Annotated in this window: 20 protein-coding genes; 9 read left to right on the forward strand and 11 right to left on the reverse strand. The window is 41.4% G+C overall.

From position 1 onward, the window contains the following. Positions 1-239 precede the first annotated feature (239 nt). The 8 genes from VIM91_RS06230 to rpmH form a co-directional block, all read right to left on the reverse strand. On the reverse strand, positions 240-1541 hold the full coding sequence (locus tag VIM91_RS06230; RefSeq protein WP_331863954.1) for an FCSD flavin-binding domain-containing protein: 1302 nt from the start codon (positions 1539-1541) through the stop codon (positions 240-242). 10 nt (positions 1542-1551) lie between these two features. Then, positions 1552-1854: a c-type cytochrome gene (locus VIM91_RS06235; protein WP_331863955.1), complete on the reverse strand. Its 303-nt coding sequence runs from the start codon at positions 1852-1854 to the stop codon at positions 1552-1554. 263 nt (positions 1855-2117) lie between these two features. Beyond that, positions 2118-3227 carry a DNA polymerase III subunit beta gene (dnaN, locus tag VIM91_RS06240; RefSeq protein WP_331863956.1) on the reverse strand — a complete coding sequence of 370 codons (1110 nt, stop codon included), beginning with the start codon at positions 3225-3227 and terminating at the stop codon, positions 2118-2120. 10 nt (positions 3228-3237) lie between these two features. Then, entirely contained in the window at positions 3238-4602 is a 1365-nt protein-coding gene (gene dnaA / locus VIM91_RS06245; RefSeq protein ID WP_331863957.1) for a chromosomal replication initiator protein DnaA, read from the reverse strand. Between the two features lie 232 nt (positions 4603-4834). Next, entirely contained in the window at positions 4835-5629 is a 795-nt protein-coding gene (locus VIM91_RS06250) for a sulfite exporter TauE/SafE family protein (protein WP_331863958.1), read from the reverse strand. A 55-nt stretch (positions 5630-5684) separates the two neighbouring features. Continuing rightward, positions 5685-7373, reverse strand: coding sequence for a membrane protein insertase YidC (gene yidC / locus VIM91_RS06255; protein WP_331863959.1), 1689 nt, complete (start codon positions 7371-7373; stop codon positions 5685-5687). A 9-nt stretch (positions 7374-7382) separates the two neighbouring features. Then, complete coding sequence (gene rnpA / locus VIM91_RS06260) at positions 7383-7808, reverse strand: ribonuclease P protein component (RefSeq protein WP_331863960.1); 426 nt, start codon at positions 7806-7808, stop codon at positions 7383-7385. 6 nt (positions 7809-7814) lie between these two features. Further along, the gene (gene rpmH, locus VIM91_RS06265; RefSeq protein WP_029933481.1) at positions 7815-7949 is read right to left on the reverse strand and encodes a 50S ribosomal protein L34; all 135 of its coding nucleotides are present in this window, start codon (positions 7947-7949) and stop codon (positions 7815-7817) included. A 173-nt stretch (positions 7950-8122) separates the two neighbouring features. Between rpmH and recF the strand changes: the two genes are divergently transcribed. From recF to VIM91_RS06295, 6 genes are all read left to right on the forward strand, one after another. Then, positions 8123-9208, forward strand: a complete 1086-nt coding sequence (recF, locus tag VIM91_RS06270; protein WP_331863961.1) for a DNA replication/repair protein RecF — start codon at positions 8123-8125, stop codon at positions 9206-9208. Positions 9209-9294: 86 nt separating this feature from the next. Next, positions 9295-11718 (forward strand): DNA topoisomerase (ATP-hydrolyzing) subunit B, encoded by a 2424-nt coding sequence (gene gyrB, locus VIM91_RS06275; RefSeq protein WP_331863962.1) that lies wholly within the window; start codon positions 9295-9297, stop codon positions 11716-11718. Positions 11719-11823: 105 nt separating this feature from the next. Further along, positions 11824-12762, forward strand: a complete 939-nt coding sequence (locus VIM91_RS06280) for a phosphoribulokinase (RefSeq protein WP_331863963.1) — start codon at positions 11824-11826, stop codon at positions 12760-12762. A gap of 177 nt (positions 12763-12939) precedes the next feature. Next, the gene (locus VIM91_RS06285) at positions 12940-13419 is read left to right on the forward strand and encodes a YfiR/HmsC family protein (RefSeq protein ID WP_331863964.1); all 480 of its coding nucleotides are present in this window, start codon (positions 12940-12942) and stop codon (positions 13417-13419) included. Next, positions 13412-15100, forward strand: a complete 1689-nt coding sequence (locus VIM91_RS06290) for a PAS domain-containing sensor histidine kinase (protein ID WP_331863965.1) — start codon at positions 13412-13414, stop codon at positions 15098-15100. Before VIM91_RS06285 ends, VIM91_RS06290 begins: the two co-directional genes overlap by 8 nt. Next, the gene (locus VIM91_RS06295) at positions 15097-15474 is read left to right on the forward strand and encodes a response regulator (protein WP_331863966.1); all 378 of its coding nucleotides are present in this window, start codon (positions 15097-15099) and stop codon (positions 15472-15474) included. The genes VIM91_RS06290 and VIM91_RS06295 overlap by 4 nt, the downstream gene beginning before the upstream one ends. Before the next feature lie 10 nt (positions 15475-15484). On the opposite strand, the gene VIM91_RS06300 is transcribed toward VIM91_RS06295, so the two are convergent. From VIM91_RS06300 to yihA, 3 genes are read right to left on the reverse strand one after another with little or no spacing between them, the layout of a single operon-like run. Beyond that, the gene (locus VIM91_RS06300) at positions 15485-15868 is read right to left on the reverse strand and encodes an RNA-binding S4 domain-containing protein (protein WP_331863967.1); all 384 of its coding nucleotides are present in this window, start codon (positions 15866-15868) and stop codon (positions 15485-15487) included. Between the two features lie 33 nt (positions 15869-15901). Then, the gene (hemF, locus tag VIM91_RS06305; RefSeq protein ID WP_331863968.1) at positions 15902-16840 is read right to left on the reverse strand and encodes an oxygen-dependent coproporphyrinogen oxidase; all 939 of its coding nucleotides are present in this window, start codon (positions 16838-16840) and stop codon (positions 15902-15904) included. A gap of 36 nt (positions 16841-16876) precedes the next feature. Then, the gene (gene yihA / locus VIM91_RS06310; protein WP_331863990.1) at positions 16877-17506 is read right to left on the reverse strand and encodes a ribosome biogenesis GTP-binding protein YihA/YsxC; all 630 of its coding nucleotides are present in this window, start codon (positions 17504-17506) and stop codon (positions 16877-16879) included. Positions 17507-17598: 92 nt separating this feature from the next. Here yihA and VIM91_RS06315 point away from each other — a divergent pair, with 92 nt between their 5' ends. Genes VIM91_RS06315 through VIM91_RS06325 form a run of 3 tightly spaced genes read left to right on the forward strand, consistent with a single transcriptional unit; the run spans position 17599 to position 21403 of the window. Continuing rightward, positions 17599-19593, forward strand: a complete 1995-nt coding sequence (locus VIM91_RS06315; RefSeq protein ID WP_331863969.1) for a cytochrome c biogenesis protein ResB — start codon at positions 17599-17601, stop codon at positions 19591-19593. 11 nt (positions 19594-19604) lie between these two features. After that, on the forward strand, positions 19605-20768 hold the full coding sequence (ccsB, locus tag VIM91_RS06320; RefSeq protein WP_331863970.1) for a c-type cytochrome biogenesis protein CcsB: 1164 nt from the start codon (positions 19605-19607) through the stop codon (positions 20766-20768). A gap of 14 nt (positions 20769-20782) precedes the next feature. Further along, positions 20783-21403 (forward strand): thiol:disulfide interchange protein DsbA/DsbL, encoded by a 621-nt coding sequence (locus VIM91_RS06325; protein ID WP_331863971.1) that lies wholly within the window; start codon positions 20783-20785, stop codon positions 21401-21403. Positions 21404-21459 lie beyond the last annotated feature (56 nt).

Consider the following 21459-nt stretch of genomic DNA (forward strand, 5'->3'; position numbering starts at 1 on the left):
GTTTCGACCATCCCAGTAGGCTCTTATCCCATCTAACTTCTCACTCACCAACCAGCCTTCAATCGCTTGGTCTTCATAGTTTTCCAAAGCCATTAACTGCGGCTTTTCAGCCCAGCTTGGAATCAGTGAGAAACTTAATAACAATAGCCAAATAATACGCATAAAAATCCTTTCTTATTAAAAATTACTAGAAATAAAAAACCCGCCATAGGCGGGTTTAATCAGGATTTAGCTCAAGTTTAACCCCAAACTTCGTTAGTGATGCTGCGATACCATCCACGAGTGTATTCCGCCTCTTGTTTACGGAATTCTGGCGAAGCACCCATCGGTGACACACCACCTGCGCCTTGTACTGCAGCAATTTTGCCATCTTTAAAGTCATAAACAGCCGCAACCGAAATCGCGTAATCCGGTGTGACCAATGAATAACAAGTATTCACATTTTTCGCCGAAATCGGTTCTTGGCCGGCTAATTCCAACACAATATTAGCCGCCGTCGTTTTCGCTTGGCTAGTAGCCGAGTGCCCTGACTTAGGCATTGGGCTAGCAATTGAAGCATCACCAATCACGTGAATATTTTTATGAATCGTTGACTCAAACGTTTGCTGATTAACTGGGCAGAATCCGCTTTCGTTAGTCAAACCTACGCTGAACGCCAATTTGCCTGCTTTTTGTGGTGGGATGTAGTTAATGACATCACCTTTTACTTGACCATAACCTGCGTCAATTGTTTTGTTGGCCACATCAAATCCTTTCACTTCGCCACCATCTTGCATGGCGACCCACTCAATCATTTGACCGTAGTTATTACGCCAACCTTCTTGGAATAGACCTTGTTTTGAAAAGGCATTTTTTTGATCTAAAATCAAAATCTTAGATTTAGGTTTGTTATTTTTTAAATAATGCGCAATCATGCCCGCCCGCTCATAGGGCCCAGGAGGGCAGCGGAATGGGTTAGGTGGCGCCACCATCACAAACGTACCGCCATCTTTCATGGCGCGAAGTTGATCACGCAATAATAAGGTCTGATCGCCTGCCTTATAGGCATGAGGTAAATGATTTTCTGTGTCTGTATCTACGCCTTCATGCGCGTCCAACTTAAAGTCAATACCTGGCGACATAACCAACTTGTCATAATTTAAAGTCTTTCCGCTTGATAACTTAACGCTTTGTTTTTCTGGATCAACTGAAGTCACCATTTCATGAATGACGTTAATGCCATTCTTTTTAGCCGCATCATAGTTGTGCGTAATTTGAGTCATTTCAGCGATGCCGCCAATCACCCAGTTTGAACCTGGGCAAGTAACATAGGTTGTATTAGGTTCAATTAAGGTGACATTCAAATCGCCGTTATAACGTTTTAAATATTTAGCCGCCGCCGACCCACCAAATCCACCACCGATAACAATAACGGATCCTGCGCCTTTGCGGCCATTTTGTGAACAGCCACTTAATGCTAAACCAGCGGTTGGTGCGGCAATACCAGCTGCGGCTAATTGGATTAATTGACGACGTGAAAGTGATTGAATAATGTTTTTCATAATACTTCTCCTATGATCCTTGTTTACCGATGTACTGAGCCATTAACTCGATTTCTTCATCGGTATAGCCTTTTGCATGGCGATCCATAACGGTAGCGGTACGAGTTCCATCACGAAAAGCTTTCATTTGCGACACAATCATAGAAGCTGGATAGTTAGCAAGCGGTGGAATCTTAGCGTCTGAAACCTGTCCATCATAACCATGGCAAGAGAAACAGCTATTCGCTAACAACTCGCCACGGTCTACCGCATGAGCAAAGGGAACGGAAAAGGTCAGCAATAAACCGACGGCGGGTAAAATTAACTTCTTCATGAATTCAACCTCATTTAATTTGTTTGAACGAGCTCAATCAATATAGAAGAGTTACGTACCGCCTACCAATAAAACTTTAGAACTAATGATAGTGTTATTTTATATAATCAAACTGTAATATAAATTAACTAAAGAACTATCTTGTTGTTTTTTAAAGGAATAAAAACCAAAAAACCCCTATAAAATAGGGGTTTAGTGATTGTTTGAAAAAATGGAGAAATAATGAATGTTGAGACAGATCAAGAAATTTAGTATTCCTTGAATTACAAACGCATCGGCATAATGACATGCTGACATGACATGCTGTCAAGATCAGCCGCAACCAAACAACTGCTGCTGCTATCTTTTAAGCTTAAGGTAATGCAATCATCTTTTACCGAGTTAATTACATCAAGTAAATAACTTACATTAAAACCAATTTCAATTTTTTCGCCTTGATAATCAATCGCCATATCTTCATGCGATTCATCTTGCTCACTATTTTGTGCATGAACTGTAAGTAAGTTTTGGTCTAAAACCATACGAACCCCTTTAAAACGTTCATTCGACAAAATAGCAGAACGTTGCAATATGGCCTTTAACAATTCACGATCTGTTTGCACAAAAACATCGTTATTCTGTGGAATAACTCGGCGATAATCTGGGTAGCGACCATCAATTAACTTACAAGTAAACACCGTATCTAAAAACTGAACGGTTAGGTAGTTTTTGGCTAAAGAGATCTGAATCTCTTCATCTTGATCTACCAATAGCTTACTTAATTCCATAATCGCTTTACGCGGCACAATCGCTTGAGTCGGCGTAAGTTCGCCAAAGTCTGCCTCTAACGCACAGGTTGATAAACGGTGACCATCTGTTGCAACCAGACGCAAAGAACTTGAAGTGATATCAAACAACATCCCGTTTAAATAGAATCGCACATCCTGACTCGCCATCGAAAAACTACAGTGCTGAATCAGTTGTTTGAACTGACCTTGCATCAATCGAAATCCTAGTTGAGCTTGGGTCAAGTCGATATGGGGATAATCGGCACCCGGCAAGGTGGAAAGTTTGAAAGAAGAACGCCCAGCTTTTACAGTACAACGCACCTCATCAAACTCAAGTGTCACTAAAACGCCATCAGGTAAAGAGCGCACAATCGTTAATAACTTCTGAGCGGGCAAGGTAATATCTAAAACATCACCTTCAACCTGATCGAGTTCAGTCTGTGATCGAGTTTCAATCTCTAAATCCGATCCTGTCACAATCAAAAATGATTGCGATACTTGAAATAAAAAATTCCCTAAAATGGGCATGGTTTGACGTTTCTCAACCACACCTGCCACGGTTTGTAGGGCTTTTAGGAGGTTTTCACGTTTCAAGGTCAATTTCATCTTAACAGCCTCAAGAAGTTATAATTCGAATTAGTTTATTAAAGTCTTCATCCATTCTATGGTCGGTTTCGCGCAACTCTTTAACTTTACGCACCGCGTGCAATACAGTGGTATGATCTCGACCACCAAAAGCATCTCCAATTTCTGGCAAACTATGGTGCGTCAATTCTTTAGCCAAAGCCATCGCGACTTGTCTTGGTCTGGCAACATTGCGAGTACGACGTTTAGAAAGCATATCGGCGACACGTAACTTAAAATAATCAGCGACCGTTTTTTGAATATTTTCCAACGTGACCATCTTTTGTTGCAAAGCCAACAAGTCTTTAAGCGCCTCTTTCACCATTTCAACACTTAATGTTCGCTGAGTGAACTGGGCAAAAGCTACCACACGCTTTAGTGCACCTTCGAGTTCACGTACATTACCGCGCAAACGCTTAGCTATAAAAAAGGCCACATCTTCAGGTAATGAAAAACCGGCTTCGCTGGCTTTTTTCATTAAAATCGCAACACGCATTTCAAACTCTGGCGGCTCAACAGCAATGGTTAAGCCCCAACCAAATCGGGACTTGAGACGGTCTTCTAAACCATCTACTTCCTTTGGAAAACGATCAGAAGTGAGGATAACCTGCTTATTACCTTCTAGCAAGGTATTAAACGTATGGAAAAATTCTTCTTGGGATTGTTCTTTGTTTGCAAAGAACTGAATATCATCGATTAATAAGGCATCCAATGATCTATAAAAGCGCTTAAAATCTTCTATTTTATTATGTCGTAATGCATTCACCATATCGGCAACAAAGCTTTCTGAGTGTAAATAAGCAACTCGAGCTTGTGGATTCTTTTCAATTAAGGCATTACCGATGGCATGCATTAAGTGGGTTTTACCTAAACCAACGCCACCATAGATAAAGAAAGGGTTATAACTGCCACCTGGGTTATCTGCTACTTGTCGAGCCGCCGCCGCGGCTAACTGATTGGCTTTACCTTCGACAAAGTTATCAAAGGTATAGTTGGGGTTTAATTTATGCTTGATCGTTTTTTTATTTGTGTCAACTTTTGCACCTGGAGCTTGAGATTGAGTGGGTTGCTGTAATGGTTGAGGTACGCGTGCTTCTGGCTCTGGTGCGTGTGTATCATACTCACCGATTTCCAATCTTACCTGCGGGGGATTGTGAGGTACCACTTTGTGCACTGCTTCACGGATATTACTCATCAGCTTACGGTTAACCCAATCCAGTATAAAAGGCGTTGGAGCTAGCAAGCGAATAACAGATTCTTCTTCGATAACTTTTAAAGGGCGTATCCAGCTGTGGAACTGTTGTTCATTTAGATCATTCTCTAAGAACTTTAAACTTTGCGACCATAAATGACTCAAAACTGACACTCCTCACATTAGCTTTATGCATTAGCCCAAAATACCAGTCAATTAGGCTAAATATTATTTTGGCTGATTATACCTGTGAATAACTTTTAAAAATAGAGCCTTCCTGTGGATAAGTGTTGCATAAACCCTGTGGACAACCTGGTTTTAAACTTATTATTTTATTGTTTTTATTAGACTTTTATTTTAAAAATTATTTTCTGCTGTTTTTCACTAATGTAACAGGTTAAGAGAAAAACAACATTTTAATGCCTAGAGCAATAAGCAATAAACCAAACATGCGCTTTAAGGCTTTGATAGGCAGTCGATGAGCCAACTTAGCACCCAAATAAGCTGTAAAAACACTCATACTCACTATCGCAATAAACGCGGGCCAATACACAAAACCGGTGGTATAGGCGGGTAGGTTTTCAACTTGTAGACCCCCTAGCATATAGCCCAAGGTACCAGCCAATGCGATGGGCAAACCTATCGCGGCGGAAGTCGCAATCGCTTTTTGCATGACAAGGTTATGCCACTGCAAATAGGGCGTTGAAATCGATCCACCGCCGATACCCAGTAAGGCAGATAAACTACCTATACCCAAACCAACCGTATTTAAAGGTAAAAAGCCTGGTAAGCAACGATCTGCATGAGGTGGTTTACCCCGAATCATGTAAAGTCCGGCCATGATTTCCATCACACCAAAGAGCTTAGATAACCAAAAGGTTGAAAAGAATTGTGAGCTCCAAGCGCCAACAAACCCTCCCACTAGTATTCCAATTAACATCGCACGAAATACTTGCCACTGAACTGCGCGTTCATAATGGTGGCTAATAACAGAAGACAGGCCAGTAACTAATATCGTCGCTAACGAGGTAGCAATCGCGAGATGCACAATGTATTCGGTCTGCAGAAATATTAAAAATACTGAGCTGAGAACGGGTACAAGAATTAAGCCACCACCAATTCCCAACAAACCAGCTAATAACCCGGTCACCACGCCACTTAATGCATAAATTAAAATTTCAATAATCATCATTTATTTATCGTTTAAAAAAAAGCCACGTTTTACCGTGGCTTTTTACAATCGCGAATTAGCGCTTTTTAACTTCATTGGATTCGTTGGCTTCACCCGCTTCAATTTTACGCGTGATATACCATTGTTGAGAAACCGATAGAATGTTGTTCATCAACCAATATAGTACGAGACCGGCCGGGAACCACATAAAGAAGAAGGTAAAGATAAAGGGTAACAACTTCATTACCTTTTGTTGCATTTCGTCCATCATCGCGGTTGGGTTTAGTTTTTGCTGAATCCACATGGTTAGACCCATCAATACCGGCAAAATGAAGTAAGGATCTTTGGCGGATAAGTCAGTAATCCACAACATCCACTCTGCTTGACGCATTTCAACCGAATAAATCAACACCCAATAGAGCGCGATAAATACTGGCATTTGCACCAAAATTGGCAAACAACCACCCAGCGGATTGATTTTTTCTTCTTTATAAAGCTTCATCATTTTTTGTTGGAATAAAGCTTTGTCGTCGCCATAGTTTTCTTTCAGCTGCTTTAACTTGGGCTGAAATTTACGCAAACGTGCCATAGAACGGTAACTGGTTTCCGAAAGCTTGTAGAAGGCCAACTTAATTAAAATGGTCAGCGCAATAATTGACCAACCCCAGTTACCGATTAGGTTGTTAATATGATTAAGCAACCAAAATAACGGTTCCGCTAAAATAGTGAACATACCGTAATCAATGGTTTTTTCCAGGCCTGGTGCTATCTTTTTAAGCACGTTTTGCTCAGTTGGGCCAATATAAATCTGGCTGCGCAGCACATCAGACTGGCCCGCTTCAATTTTCACACTGGGCTCAACCACACCAATCGCATAACGACCTTGATCCAGAGTTTTGGCGTAATAAGTATTGGTTGCTTCTTGATTTGGTACCGCGGCGGTTAAGAAATAATGCTGAATCATCGCGGCCCAACCACCTTGAATCTGACGGTTTTCTAGCGGCTGTTCAGTGATGTCACTAAATGAGATTTTATTATATTTATTATCTTCACTATGATCATCGTAATAAACTGGCCCAGTATAGGTATACATCATACGAGACGAATAAGGGTCATGCGCGGTACGCACGAACTGCGAGTACAAACTTCCTGACCAGGCCTGGTCGGAGGTGTTGCGCACATCATATTCAACATCAATTAAATACGAACCCTTGGTAAACACATAAGTTTTTGTGACCTCAATGCCGCCTTCACTCCACACCATTGGTACCCGTAATTGATCGCCGTTTAACTGATAATCACGCTGTTCAACTTGGTAAACAGCACGATGCGTAGGCGCAGGCAAATTGGCACTTCGTGGTACCGCAATACCATTTTGTGCAAAGTAAATAAGCGGACCTTGATCGGCCATTAGGTGAAAAGGGGTATCGTGATCATTTGGCATACCATGTTGCAGCATTTTGGCATCGCGAATGTCACCACCAAGCGTATCAATTTCCAAAGCTAAGGTGTCAGTCGTCACACGAATACGCTGGCCTTGTTCTATTTGGGTCGTGGCCTGTGGCACCGACTGATCTCCAGACTGAGCACTTGGCGCGGTATTGGTTGAAGGCATATTAGCAGCCGGTACGTCAGATGGACGTTCAGCGTGAATCTCTGCTGCTGTTGAATTTACCGGCTCTGGCGCACTAAACTTCATCCACTCAAACCAAATCCACATGGCGGTGAAGGCGAGTGCGATCCACCAAAATGCTCTCATATTCATGCTTATTCCTTAACTCTGTTTATTTTTTAGATTACTTGCCTGAATCTTTTGAATTAAATGCTGAAAACTGTTGGCCAGCGTCAAACGATCCATATCCTGCATACCCTTGCGCCCCAACACCACAATATCATACCCGCATAGCTCAAGCTTATGTTGACGAAATGCTTCACGCGCGATTCTTTTGACACGGTTGCGCCACACAGCACGCGGTAATTGTTTCTTAGAGACGGCTAAACCTAAACGCGGAATGGGCAAATTATTTGGGCGGACAATGAGTGTCCAATGTCGATTAGCGAATTTTTGCGCATCAGCAAAAACAAATTGAAACTGGGCTGGGGAAAGTAGGCGGAGGGATTTTGGGAAATCTTGGTGACGCAACAAGTCGACTTGTTGCTCACCAGATAAGGCATCCATGCTTACGCAAGGGGTGCTCATTTAACTCTATACAGTTAAACGTGCACGACCTTTTGCACGACGCGCCGCAAGAATTTTACGGCCATTTTTAGTTGCCATACGAGCACGGAAACCATGATTGCGCTTGCGCTTGATTACGCTTGGTTGAAATGTACGTTTCATGTCAGTTACCTATTACAAAATTTCGATCGAAAAAAGAGAACAGCGAATTTTAAAGAAGCCCAGCAAAAATTGCAAGTAAATTAACGACAAACACTCAAATCAATCACCTAGCCTTGCAAATCTTAGTGTATCGAGATCATGGTAGAATGAGTTTTTTTATTGATTGAAAATGCATGGCTCGCCTTAAAACACTGCAACTCACCCAATTTCGCAACTTACACCAGGCCTGGTTATCTTTTTCACCCGGTTTAAATATCATTATAGGCGATAATGCGGCCGGCAAAACTTCGATAATCGAGGCATTATGGGTGATGGCTTCCGGTCGATCATTTCGCACCACCAAACCCCAACAATTGATTGAATTGAATCACACCGATATGACGCTTTATTGTGAAGTTGAACAGGGTGATCACGTTCATAAACTCGGCTTACAACGCAGCGCACAGGGACTCGAGCTACGTCTTGACGGCCAAAATTTAAAAAACCAGTCAGAACTCGCGCGCCATTTACCCATTCAGCTTTTAACACCTGAAAGCCACCGTCTTTTAGAAGAAGGCCCGAAAGCCCGCCGTCAATTTTTAGACTGGGGCTGTTTTTATCACCACCCCAATTTTATTCAGGCTTGGCGAAACTACCAGCGTGCCCTAAAACAGCGTAACCATAGTTTAAAAAAACAGTTACCTAGTGTCCAAACTCGCTTGTGGGATGCGCAGCTAATTGAAACATCAGAGCAAATTAACCATTTAAGAGCAGACTATTTAACCGCTTTAACTCCCTATTTAACAGATTTTATTCAGCATCTGATGCCGGAACTAGATAGCCAAATTGATGTGCGGTTTTATCCTGGATGGCCCGCGAATCAAGCCAGTTATGCGACTTGTTTGGATGAACACTATATGCGTGATGTTCAACTCGGGCACACCCAGTACGGTTGCCACCGAGCCGATATAAAATTTCGCATTCAGCAACAAGAGCCCTTGGTCAGTTTGTCGCGTGGACAGCAAAAGTTATTTGTTTGCGCTCTATTACTGGCACAAGCTCAATATTTGCAAACCCAAACTCAAAACTCTGTCATCATGTTAATTGACGACTTGCCAGCTGAACTCGACAGCCCACACCGCTGTACTTTAATGTCATTATTACAAAGCCTAAATATTCAACATCTCGTTACCACTACGGCGGCCGACTTAATTCCGATCCTGAACCCAGATAATACCGCTCGCTTTCAAATTCAGCAGGGCAAAATCCAATCCATCTAAGCCTGTGCAAACTTTGCCAACTCAACAAATAGGGAAATTTTGTGGTAGAATCCGATGACTTAATGGCCTGTAAAAAGTAGCTAACTATGACTGAACAAACGCAATACGATTCTTCTTCGATAAAAGTCCTTAAAGGACTAGATGCGGTTCGTAAAAGACCGGGTATGTATATTGGTGACACTGATGATGGTTCCGGTTTACACCACATGGTGTTTGAGGTGGTCGACAACGCGATAGATGAAGCGCTGGCAGGCCATTGCGACACGATCAAAGTGATTATTCACACCGATAATTCGGTTTCGGTGTCCGATAATGGCCGCGGTATTCCAGTCGATATCCATAAAGAAGAAGGCGTGTCTGCCGCCGAAGTCATTATGACGGTATTGCATGCGGGTGGTAAGTTTGACGATAACTCTTATAAGGTATCGGGTGGCTTACATGGTGTGGGTGTTTCCGTGGTGAATGCTTTATCGGAAGAGCTTCAATTAACCATTCATCGTAGCGGTAAGGTATGGAAACAAACCTATCATTTAGGTGTACCACAAACCCCCATGACTGCCGTAGGTGACTCGGATAAAACCGGCACGGAAATTCGCTTTAAACCAAGCCCTGATATTTTTGCCATTACCGAATTTAACTTTGAATACCTCTTAAAACGTCTGCGTGAGCTTTCTTTCCTAAACTCTGGCGTGCACATTGAGCTCATCGACAAACGTGATAACCGCTCACAAGTATTCCAATATGAAGGCGGGATTCATGCCTTTGTTGATTTTATCAATACCAATAAGACTCCCATTAACTCAAAAATATTTCACTTCAGCACTATGCGTGATGATATTACGGTTGAGGTTGCTCTCCAGTGGTCGGAGTCTTATCAAGAATCGATTTTTTGTTTCACCAATAACATTCCACAGCGTGATGGCGGTACCCATTTATCAGGTTTCCGAGCCGCGCTGACTCGTACCCTGAATAGCTATATTGAAAAAGAAGGTCTGAACAAGAAATTCAAAATCAATATTTCTGGTGATGATGCGCGAGAAGGTTTGGCTGCGGTTATATCGGTAAAAGTACCGGACCCAAAATTCTCATCACAAACTAAAGATAAACTGGTTTCATCTGAAGTTAAAACCGCGGTTGAAACCGCGATGAACGAAAAATTGGCCGAGTTTTTACTCGAAAACCCAAATGAAGCCAAAGCTGTGTTCGCTAAAATTGTCGATGCGGCACGTGCCAGAGAAGCCGCCCGTAAAGCACGTGAAATGACACGCCGCAAGGGGGCACTCGACATCGCCGGGCTGCCTGGCAAATTAGCCGACTGTCAAGAAAAAGACCCCGCTCTAAGCGAACTTTACTTGGTGGAGGGTGACTCAGCTGGTGGTTCAGCCAAACAAGGCCGAGATCGTCGTACTCAAGCGATTTTGCCATTAAAAGGTAAGATCTTAAACGTTGAACGTGCTCGTTTTGACAAGATGATTGCTTCGGCTGAAGTCGGCACACTGATTACCGCTTTGGGTTGTGGCATTGGTCCAGAAGAATACAATATAGAGAAACTACGCTATCACCGCATTATTATCATGACAGATGCGGACGTCGATGGCTCACATATTCGTACCCTACTTTTGACCTTCTTTTACCGTCAAACACCTGAATTGATTGAGAACGGCTATATTTACATTGCTCAACCTCCGCTCTATAAGGTTAAGAAAGGCAAGCAAGAAGCTTACTTAAAAGACGATACCGAGCTTGAAAGTTATTTACTGAATAGCGCATTAGATGAAGCTGCCTTATGGGTTTCTGAACAAGGTCCTAGCATTAAAGAAGTGGCGCTTGAGCAATTAGCAAAGCAGTTCTTACAAGTTAACCGTACCATTCGTCGTTTAGCACGCCGTTACAATCAAACTTTCTTAGAATTACTCACAGACGTTAAGAATGTTACACCGGTGATGTTAAATGACTTTGATGCTTTAACCGACTGGGTTAAACAAATTGAGCCTCGCCTTCAAGCGATTGGTGAGTTGCAAAAAGTGACCTACCAGCTTCAGGTTGAGCCTGCGCTAGAAGGCGAATCAAAATTCCAAGTTCGCCTGCAACAACGTGAACACGGAACTTTAAGTTCACAAATCTACAGTGAGGAATTTTTCCTCTCGCCAGAGTACAGTTTGTTTAGCAAACTAAGTGATACGTTACATGGCTTATTAACGGAAACGGCTTATGTACAACGTGGCGAAAAGCAACAACCGATTAACTCTTTCAAAGAAGCATTAGATTGGTTGCTGAACGAAGCCAAACGAGGTCAAGGTATCCAGCGCTATAAAGGTCTAGGTGAAATGAATCCGGATCAGCTATGGGAAACCACCATGAATCCGGAAACTCGACGTTTATTGCAGGTTCGAATCCAAGATGCAATTGAAGCCGATCAGATCTTTACCACGCTCATGGGTGAGCATGTTGAACCGCGTCGTGATTTTATCGAATCCAATGCGCTTAAAGCCGAAAATATTGATGTTTAAATAATCACGCCTGTTCACAGGTGTGATTTAAAGTTTTTAATTTAAATCCTGACCAGGCCTGGTCGAATGAATGAAACCATTCATTTTTTATTATGGAGGCTGTTTATGTCTGTAGTTCATCCTATTGTTACTGTCACCGGTTCATCTGGTGCTGGTACATCATTTGTAAAACGTGCGGTAGAGGAAATCTTCAAGCGTGAAAATCTAAATGCGGCAATTATCGAAGGCGATAGTTTTCACAAGTATGACCGTGCGACTATGAAACAAAAAGTAGCGGCAAGCAAGGAAAGTGGCGGCCGTGTGCTTACGCATTTTTCTGAGTATGCAAACGAGTTTAAAAAACTAGAACAGTTGTTCAGTGAATACCGCTCTACCGGTCGTGGTAAGCGTCGTTACTATATTCACAGTGATGAAGAAGCGGCTGAATTAAATGCGCGTTTGGGTACCAACTTAAGTCCTGGCGAATTTACACCTTGGGAAGACATCCCTGAAGGCACAGACATCCTGTTCTATGAAGGTCTTCACGGCATGGTTCGTCGCGTGAAAAATGAAAAAGAAGACGCTGAATTTTATGATGTGGCACAACATGTTGATCTTGGCATTGGTGTATGTCCAGTCGTCAACATTGAATGGATGCAGAAAATTTACCGCGATACATCTGAGCGCCCATATAGCGTAGGTCAAGTACGCGATATTATTTTAGAGCGCATGGAAGACTATATTGAATATGTGGTGCCTCAGTTCCACCGCACTCATATCAACTTCCACCGTGTGCCATTAGTCGATACTTCTGATCCCTTCTCAACACTAGAAGACGAAGCGGCTTTGGTTCCAGAACCCAAAAACTCTTTAATGGTGACGCATGTTCGCCATCAAGACATTGATCTACAGAAGATCGCCGATAAAATTCCAGGTGCTTGGTTACAAACTCCAGAAACCTTGGTATACAACTCAGAACATATGGTTTTAGCGATGGATTTACTTATGTCGCCAATTATCCATAACCTAGTTGAGAAAAAACGCGCCGCTTTAGCTAACGCTTAAATCTCACGTCGCGTTTTTCATAAAGCCTTGCTTTGATCCATCGATTAAAGCAAGGCTTTTTTACATCAAATCCTGTCACCTGTTGATCCTCAGCTTTGTTATAATTCATTTTACTTATCCTCAGACAGAGTTAGCTTTATTAAACGGATGATGCGCCCCCTATTTTTGCTGATATTTATGTTATACAGCAATCTAAGCCTTGCCCTTAATCAGCGCGATGAGGCTTATTTGTGGGTGGGAACTGAGGTTTTTCCAACACTGGTTAAGTCCATTGTGACAACGCCGAACGAAACCAAGCAGTCGATTGTGATTGTGTATCAACAAAATCGACATCAAGCTGAAATAGTCGCTCAACAACTCAAAAAAACGCTTAATCAACCCATCAGCATCCGCACACTAGAAAAAACGCTAAATTCTGACGATATCCAAATTCTTTTTATTAGCCATCCAGATTTACAAACATCTCGACTGTTTGAATTTACTACACAACATCAAATATTAAGTTTTTCGCCCTTTTATCAAGCGGTATCAATGGGAGCTGACACCGGCATTTCAGTAAAAGAACAAGTGCGTCCTCAAATTAATACAAAACAACTAAAACATAAAAATATTGTCTTAAAACCCTTTTTTGTCAGAGTGGCCGAACATTATGAATAACCAAAGCACTCACCGTTTAACCGGGAACTTAGGCTTAATTTTTATCGCCTTATCTATGGGCATCATTCTTTTGGTATTTATTTATTTTTATTATGTGCTACAACCCAGACTGCATGAAGAAGCACAATCACAGGCCAATTTACTTACCCAATCCTTAAGCCGTGAACTTATGCACAAAACCGTATTGGATGATGCGTTTTTATTGCAACGTGAAGTAGGGAAAATTCTGCTTTATAACGATGAGCAACATCAAAAACCCTTTGTAAAAGGTATAAAAATTGAATTCAACCCCGAATTTTTTCCGAATCATAATCGCTCATTGCAGCGTGGAAAAAGTAACTGCCAAGATTGTTTTAAAGTGGTTACACCCCTTTATGATCAACATTCGCTAGAGCTTTTAGCCAGCGTCACTTATTTTGTAAATCCAGAAAACTACGATACTTTATTAGATGAAATCTCGCGTAAGTTCTTTTTCATTTTAAGCATTTTAGCCATGCTGCTATTTGTGATTTGGTCGGCAACTCAAAAACTATGGAAAGCCATGGTAGAGTCCCAACAAAAACTCTATAACTCGAATCGATACAACCAACAAATTCTCAACACTATGCAAGATATGCTGTTCTTAATTGACCACCAAGGGCGTATCCTAGATGCCAACTTATCCGCCCAACAACAACTAGAAGTCAGTTTGGAAACCTTGCAAAGTCACTTTATCCAAGAATATTTTCAAACCAGCCAGAAAAACCAAAGATTATTAAGCCAGCTCAAAACCCTAGGCCAAAAAAGTTTAGAAGTTAATTTTCAACTCAACAGCCATGGTAAGCATTTCGGTTTATTATCTGCCTCAAAGTTCGATACTCATCTTGAAATAGAAGGTTCAGAAGATACCGCGCGCTATTTATTAGTCATTAAAGATATTGATGCATTAAAAACGGCTGAAGCTAAATTAGCCTATCAAGCTCAAATGGCGCACGCCAGTCGTTTGAAGTCATTAGGTGAAATGGCGACAGGTATAGCACATGAAATTAACCAACCTTTGGCCGTCATACGTTTAGGTGCAGAAGGCATTAAACATTCATTACAAGATCAAAACCCGCAAGCCTTTGAAGTCGAAATAGCACAAGATGTAATTGATCAGGTAGATCGTGCCACTCAAATCATCAATAACATGCGTTCGTTTGCACGCTTACAACCCTCACCAAAACGTTGGGTGGAACCTCAACATCCGCTTAACTCGGCCTTATCGTTTTTTAAAGAACAGCTTCGTATTAATTCAATCGAACTGGTTGAATATATTGATACCAGCTGTCCTCAAATATTGATCGAAACCCAAAAATTTGAACAAGTAATCGTCAATTTAATTACCAATGCACGTCACGCTTTAGGTGCGCTTAAAGATACTCGAGCTAAAAAAATTGAAATCAAACTCCACTGCGATCATCAATTCGTCACGCTGGTGATTGAAGATAATGGCATCGGGATGGATGAAATGACACGCCAGCATTGCCTTGACCCCTTTTTTACAACCAAAGAGGCCGGAGAAGGCACAGGACTTGGGTTATCCATCGTACATAATATTCTGCAAGAATTTAATATTAATCTCATGATACAATCAGAACTAGGAAAAGGTACGCGTTTTATAATGCAAATTCCCCATAAACTATCTGAGATTCCATCATGAGCACAATATTACTAGTGGATGACGAACCAGCGATTATCAAAATGCTAAAGTGGCGTTTAGAAACAACTGGCTACAAGGTGATCAGTGCAATCTCTGGCTTAGAAGCATTAAAAGTCATCCAACAAACGCCGGTCGACTTTGTGATTACAGATGTGCGCATGCCGAGTATGGATGGCTTTACTTTAATTACCAAAATAAAAGCCATCTTGTCGAACATTCCCTGTTTAATCATGAGTGGACATGGTGATATAGACATGAATAACCAAGCCCAACAAGTGGGCGCTTGCGGCTATATTCATAAACCAATTAAGTTCGACGAGCTCGAAACTCTCATCAATCAAAATCTCGATCATGAATCGACTTCACCAGCTTAAAGTTAAGCGGTTAAGAATAATCGAATGAATCGATTTTACGCCTATCGCGTTTAGTGGGACGACCTGCGCCTTTTTCACGATAACCTACTAAGGCCATATCAGCGGTCGGTTTTCGTTGAAGTCTTTCTTCCAAAATGAGTTCATATAAACTAGCGGCTTGATCAGCCGAGCCACGCCGATCAGACAAGACAAGCACTTTGATTTCAACTTTACGATGTGGTTGAGTAACGCGTAATTTATCGCCTAATTGAACGGTTTTACTGGGTTTGGGTTTTTGGCCATTAATTTCAACTTTGCCACCTTTGACAGCCTCAGACGCCAACGCGCGCGTTTTGAAAAAACGCGCGGCCCATAGCCATTTATCAATGCGAATTTTTAGTTCGTCTATTGGCATATTTTTTCCTACAAACAATCACCAGGCCTGCTGTTATTCGCTTAGCCATTCTCTAGGCTTTAAATAGTCATATAATTTAGCTTCAGCTGTGCCTGGCTCTGGGTGATAATCGTATTTCCAGCTCGCAAGCGGCGGCATTGACATCAAAATAGATTCAGTGCGCCCACCCGTTTGCAGTCCAAACAAAGTGCCGCGATCAAATACCAAATTAAATTCGGCATAACGCCCACGACGATAAAGCTGAAAATCACGTTCACGCTCACCATATTGCATGGTTTTACGCTTGGCAACAATCGGGCGATAGGCTTGAATAAAGTGATCACCCACCGAACGCATAAATGCAAAACAGGTATCGAAATCCCATTCATTAAGGTCATCATAAAATAAGCCGCCTACACCGCGGGTTTCATTACGATGTTTTAGATAAAAATACTCATCACACCACTGCTTATATTTTGGATAAATCGCCTCACCAAATGGATCACAAGCCTGTTTTGACATTTGATGCCAATGCTTCACATCTTCATCAAACGGATAATAGGGAGTTAAATCAAAACCGCCACCAAACCACCAAACTGGCTCTTCACCTGGTTTTTCGGCGATAAACAAACGTACATTGGCATGAGAGGTTGGAATATAAGGATTTTTTGGGTGAATTACCAAAGATACCCCTAAAGCTTGAAACGAACGACCCGCCAACTCAGGACGATGTGCTGTGGCCGAGGCTGGCAAGGTTTTACCTCGCACATGTGAGAAATTAACGCCACCTTTTTCAATCACGCCACCGGCCTCTAATACACGCGACCGTCCGCCACCGGTTAACCCCATCGCGCCTTCTTCACCCTCACGCTCCCAATTATCTACGATAAAGTCTTTGGTGCCGTCTTCTGAGGCTAACTGTGCGCAAATGTCGTCTTGTAAGCCAATTAGGTAATTTTTTACGGCTAGGATTTTATCGTCAAATTGTGTCATGAGGTTTCCTTAAATCTTGTTCTTAAGCGTTATTGACTATGCGTCGGGTTTATCTTGTTGAGCTTGATACTCAAACCACTCATCCAGTTTCGACCAGGCCTGGTGCAAACCATCTCGGTTTAACGATGAAAAAAGCTGAGCGGATGCATGCGGATAGTCATCATTTAAAACCTTTTTTACTCCAAGTAACGCACTGTTAGCTGGGCCGCGTTTAAACTTATCTGATTTGGTCAACAAAATATGAACCGGCAAATTCAGTTCTTTTGTCCAGTCCAACATCATTAGGTCTAAGGGTTGTAATGGATGGCGCACATCCATCATTAAAATCAAACCTTTTAAGGCTTGACGCTTTTCAACATACTCAGCCAAACCGGCTTCCCATAATTTTTTCACATTTACATTTACCTTCGCAAAACCGTAACCGGGTAAATCTACCAAGTAGCGTGTTTCATCTAAGGTAAAAAAGTTAATCATTTGGGTTCGGCCAGGCGTTTTACTGGTGCGCGCTAAACTCTTTTGTGACGTGATAACATTAAGCGCACTCGACTTTCCAGCATTCGAACGACCTGCAAATGCGACTTCGTAACCTTCATCTTGTGGACAGTGTGATAAGTTAGGCGCGCTTTTTAAATAAGCCGCCTTTTGGTACAGAGGGTGTTGAGTAATCACGGTTTTTTTACCTTTAACATTAACAGTGAGAAGTATATACTCATACGCCAACCGATTCTTTTAAATCCGCAAAATTGAAGAAAACTCTTATGTCTGAAAACAAAAATATGTCCAAGCCTAATCGCAAAACCCCCATCTGGTTAGAGTTTTTAGGTTCCATGAATTTAGCCATTACTTTATTGGTAATGCTTTCGATTGCTTCAGTAATTGGTACGGTTTTACAACAGAATCAGGTTATTCAGGATTATATTATTAAATTTGGCCCTTTCTGGCATGAGGTTTACAGTCAATTAGATCTTTATAGTGTCTATGGCGCTTCATGGTTTATGCTGGTTTTATTGTTTTTACTAGTTTCTACTGGCGTCTGTGTAAGTCGCAATACACCAGTATTTATTAAGGACATGAAACAATTTAGTGAAAAACTTTCATTAAATGCTTTAAAGCACCAACCAAATCACGTTAGTTTTACCCTAGATCAAACAACTGAAAACCTTCAACAACACGCAATTAAAACACTTAAAAGCCATGGTTTTCGATACCGTACACATCAAAAAGAGGATGGCAGCATTACCCTTGCGGGTTTAAAAGGTCATTGGAACCGATTAGGCTATTTTTTCAGTCATATCTCAATCATCATTATTTGTATCGGAGCCTTAATGGATGGCAACTTATACTTAAAATTTAGTGAGTGGACAGGAAATTTAGCTCCAGAAACACGTAACGTTTCCTTAAATGATGTTGATCCAAAAGCTTGGTTGTCAGCTGATAACTACTCCTATCGCGGTAATGTAAATATCACTGAAGGACGGGATGCTGATGTATTGTTTTTGCCCTATGGTGATGGTTATTTGGTTCAACAATTACCTTTTAGAATTGAAGTAACCGATTTCCGGTTAGATTATTACGACAACGGCATGCCTAAATCATATGAAAGTGACATACTGCTTTATGCCGATGATTTAGAAGAACCCTTAGCTAAAACAATTGAAGTAAATCACCCGCTTTATTACAAAGATTACGCGATTTATCAGTCATCCTATGGCGACGGTGGATCAAAAGTTAACTTTAACGTGCATGCTTTAGCCTCACCCAACATCAGCAACTCGGTTGTTGAATCAGCCATAAATAAGAATGAATCTTTAACTACACCGGTTGGCCAATTCCGCATTGAATTTACAGATTTCAAACTTTATAACATCGTGCCTAGAGACAAAGAAGAAGCCGAACTAACCGGCCGAAAAATGCAGAATAATGGCCCAAGTGTATTATTTAAAGTCCGCAATGAACAAGGTAAAGCTTGGGAATATGAAAACTTCATGATTCCAAATAAACAAGAAGACCGTTGGTTTTTCATGAGCGGAGTTAGAACTTCGGTGGCCGAACCTTTCCGTTATTTATTTATTCCAGCCGATGCCAATCGTAGTAAAGATCGTTTCTTTAAGTTTTTAGCTTTGTTAAATAACCCACAAGCACGAGAAACCGTGCTCAGTAACATGGTGCCAAAACCTGAGAACATGGAAGAATCGACCTATCAAACTCAACTTCGTTTATTTGGTCAACTCATTAACCTGTTCCGCCAAACCGGTTTTGATGGTATCGCTCGTTTTGTAGAAACCAATGTGCCGCAAGATCAACAAGAGCAGGTTATGGCCTTTTATTACGATCAATTAGCCAGCTCATTACAAACACTTTATCTGCATATCCTGGATGAAGAAGGCATTATTAGAGATGACGCAGATAATATTAACCAAGAGCATCAACTGTGGTTTGAAGACGCGTTAACCGCGATTGCCAGCCTACATCGATATGGTCCACCGTTATTTTTTGAACTAACCAGTTTTGAGCAGATCCAATCCACTGGATTACAGATCACTAAATCTCCTGGTAAAGATGTGGTTTATTTTGGTAGCGCCATGCTTATAATGGGGGTCTTCTTTATGTTTTATGTTCGCCAACGTCGTGTTTGGATACATTTAAAATCGGCGGGCGATAAAACAGAAGTAACGATTGCCGGAAAAGACAACAAAAAACTACCGGAAACAGAAGAAGAATTTCAAAAATTTGTTACACAACTTAAATCATAGGTCGGGCTCTTATGGAAAACACAAATAAAAATACAATTTGGCAAAGCTTTTCACTGCGTGACTGGATTTGGCCGTTAGTGGTTTTAATTGGAAGTCTTGTTGCTTGGCAAATTTATGCTGACAATATGGATCGTTATGAAGTCGCCATATTATTTGGCGTCTCATTAGCCACAATATGGCTTGGTTGGTATTGGAAAAGTTTCCAAACCCATGCTTATTTTGTAGCCTCGATAAGTTTGGTCTCCATTTGGTTTTACCAAATGAATGGAAATCTCTATCAAGCCAATGAAACCGTATTTTTTCTCAAATATCTGATTTCAAGCCAAGCCGCCATTATGTGGATGAGTTTCTTGGTGTTATTAGGCACGGTCACCTACTTCTTTGGCCTATTTAGACAATCCGACTTTATTTATAAAGTTTCTACTTTTATTACCTGGACAGCCGCTACTTTAGGTTTTGTAGGTATCATGGTGCGTTGGTATGAATCTTATCTAATCAGCTCTGATTACGGTCACATCCCTGTTAGTAGCCTATATGAAGTATTTATTTTATTTATCGTTATGACGATTCTTATGTACCTCTATTACGAACAAAAATTCAAAACCCGTGCTATGGGTGGTTTTGTAATGTTAGTAATGAGTGCATCGGTTTTATTCGTTCTATGGTATGTATTTGATCGCCAATCACATGAAATTCAACCGCTTATTCCTGCCCTGCAAAGTTGGTGGATGAAAATACACGTACCAGCTAACTTTGTTGGTTACGGCGGTTTTTCGATTGCCGCTATGGTTGGGGTTGCGATGTTAATTCGTTTGCGATTGGAAAAACATAACCCTCAAAGCCGTTTATTGAGCGGACTTCCGACTCAACGCATTATGGACGATATTATGTACCGCTCAATTGCGATAGGTTTTGCTTTCTTTACGGTCGCAACAGTCTTAGGCGCTATGTGGGCGGCCGAAGCTTGGGGCGGTTATTGGTCTTGGGATCCAAAAGAAACATGGGCATTAATTGTTTGGCTTAACTACGCCGCTTGGTTACATATTCGAATGACCAAAGGTTGGCATGGTGCACCTATGGCATGGTGGGCGGTAATCGGTTTATTTATTACAACCTTTGCATTCTTAGGTGTAAATATCTTCCTATCCGGCCTTCATTCTTACGGTGAGTTATAAAATAGGAGTCCGTTATGTTTAGACGTCGATTATTACAACTTACCGGTTTAGGTTTATTAACAGGATTTAGTTCATTCAGTTTGGCTAATACCTTAAGTTTGGGGAAAGATTATAAAAAAGTACCCAAACCTCAATCGATTGAACCATATAAAAAACAAGTGGTGGAGATCTTTTATTACGGCTGTTCACACTGCTATAACTTAGAACCTAGTTTGCATGATTGGTTAAAAACAAAGCCAAACGAGGTTCATTTCGAACGCGTTCCAGCTGTATTAAACAACCCAAACTGGGTGTTTATGGCCAAGGTGTTTTTAACTGCCCAAGAATTGGGTATTGTTGAAAAATCACATGTGCCATTTTTTCACGCTTTACACCGTGACAAATTACCACTTTTTAATCTGGAAGATATTGCCCAGTTTCACAGTCAGTTTGGTACATCTAAACAAGATTTTATCGCGATGTTTGAATCGTTTAAAATCGATCAAGCGATGCGTCGAGCACAGCGCCTAACGCAAGCCTATGGCATTGAAGGTGTACCAAGTTTAATTGTAAATGGTCAATATCTCACTGACTTAACCATGAGCGGTGGACATGAACCACTCTGGTTAACGGTAAACCAATTATTAACCCAATAATATGGTATTGAATTAACCTTCAACATGAAACCACCAGGCCTGGTGGTTTTTTACAT

Source organism: Thiomicrospira sp. (assembly GCF_036568485.1).
Lineage (GTDB): Bacteria > Pseudomonadota > Gammaproteobacteria > Thiomicrospirales > Thiomicrospiraceae > Thiomicrospira.

What these genes read in the sequence shown, in the direction of transcription:
- VIM91_RS06285 (WP_331863964.1), top strand. Translation starts at nt 12,940, where the DNA reads ATGTTATACAGCAATCTAAGCCTTGCCCTTAATCAGCGCGATGAGGCT.
- ccsB (WP_331863970.1), top strand. Translation starts at nt 19,605, where the DNA reads ATGGAAAACACAAATAAAAATACAATTTGGCAAAGCTTTTCACTGCGT.
- rnpA (WP_331863960.1), bottom strand. Translation starts at nt 7,808, where the DNA reads ATGAGCACCCCTTGCGTAAGCATGGATGCCTTATCTGGTGAGCAACAA.
- VIM91_RS06280 (WP_331863963.1), top strand. Translation starts at nt 11,824, where the DNA reads ATGTCTGTAGTTCATCCTATTGTTACTGTCACCGGTTCATCTGGTGCT.
- VIM91_RS06235 (WP_331863955.1), bottom strand. Translation starts at nt 1,854, where the DNA reads ATGAAGAAGTTAATTTTACCCGCCGTCGGTTTATTGCTGACCTTTTCC.
- dnaN (WP_331863956.1), bottom strand. Translation starts at nt 3,227, where the DNA reads ATGAAATTGACCTTGAAACGTGAAAACCTCCTAAAAGCCCTACAAACC.
- yidC (WP_331863959.1), bottom strand. Translation starts at nt 7,373, where the DNA reads ATGAATATGAGAGCATTTTGGTGGATCGCACTCGCCTTCACCGCCATG.
- VIM91_RS06295 (WP_331863966.1), top strand. Translation starts at nt 15,097, where the DNA reads ATGAGCACAATATTACTAGTGGATGACGAACCAGCGATTATCAAAATG.
- VIM91_RS06315 (WP_331863969.1), top strand. Translation starts at nt 17,599, where the DNA reads ATGTCTGAAAACAAAAATATGTCCAAGCCTAATCGCAAAACCCCCATC.
- VIM91_RS06290 (WP_331863965.1), top strand. Translation starts at nt 13,412, where the DNA reads ATGAATAACCAAAGCACTCACCGTTTAACCGGGAACTTAGGCTTAATT.
- VIM91_RS06250 (WP_331863958.1), bottom strand. Translation starts at nt 5,629, where the DNA reads ATGATGATTATTGAAATTTTAATTTATGCATTAAGTGGCGTGGTGACC.
- gyrB (WP_331863962.1), top strand. Translation starts at nt 9,295, where the DNA reads ATGACTGAACAAACGCAATACGATTCTTCTTCGATAAAAGTCCTTAAA.
- hemF (WP_331863968.1), bottom strand. Translation starts at nt 16,840, where the DNA reads ATGACACAATTTGACGATAAAATCCTAGCCGTAAAAAATTACCTAATT.
- recF (WP_331863961.1), top strand. Translation starts at nt 8,123, where the DNA reads ATGGCTCGCCTTAAAACACTGCAACTCACCCAATTTCGCAACTTACAC.
- VIM91_RS06300 (WP_331863967.1), bottom strand. Translation starts at nt 15,868, where the DNA reads ATGCCAATAGACGAACTAAAAATTCGCATTGATAAATGGCTATGGGCC.
- VIM91_RS06325 (WP_331863971.1), top strand. Translation starts at nt 20,783, where the DNA reads ATGTTTAGACGTCGATTATTACAACTTACCGGTTTAGGTTTATTAACA.
- rpmH (WP_029933481.1), bottom strand. Translation starts at nt 7,949, where the DNA reads ATGAAACGTACATTTCAACCAAGCGTAATCAAGCGCAAGCGCAATCAT.
- VIM91_RS06230 (WP_331863954.1), bottom strand. Translation starts at nt 1,541, where the DNA reads ATGAAAAACATTATTCAATCACTTTCACGTCGTCAATTAATCCAATTA.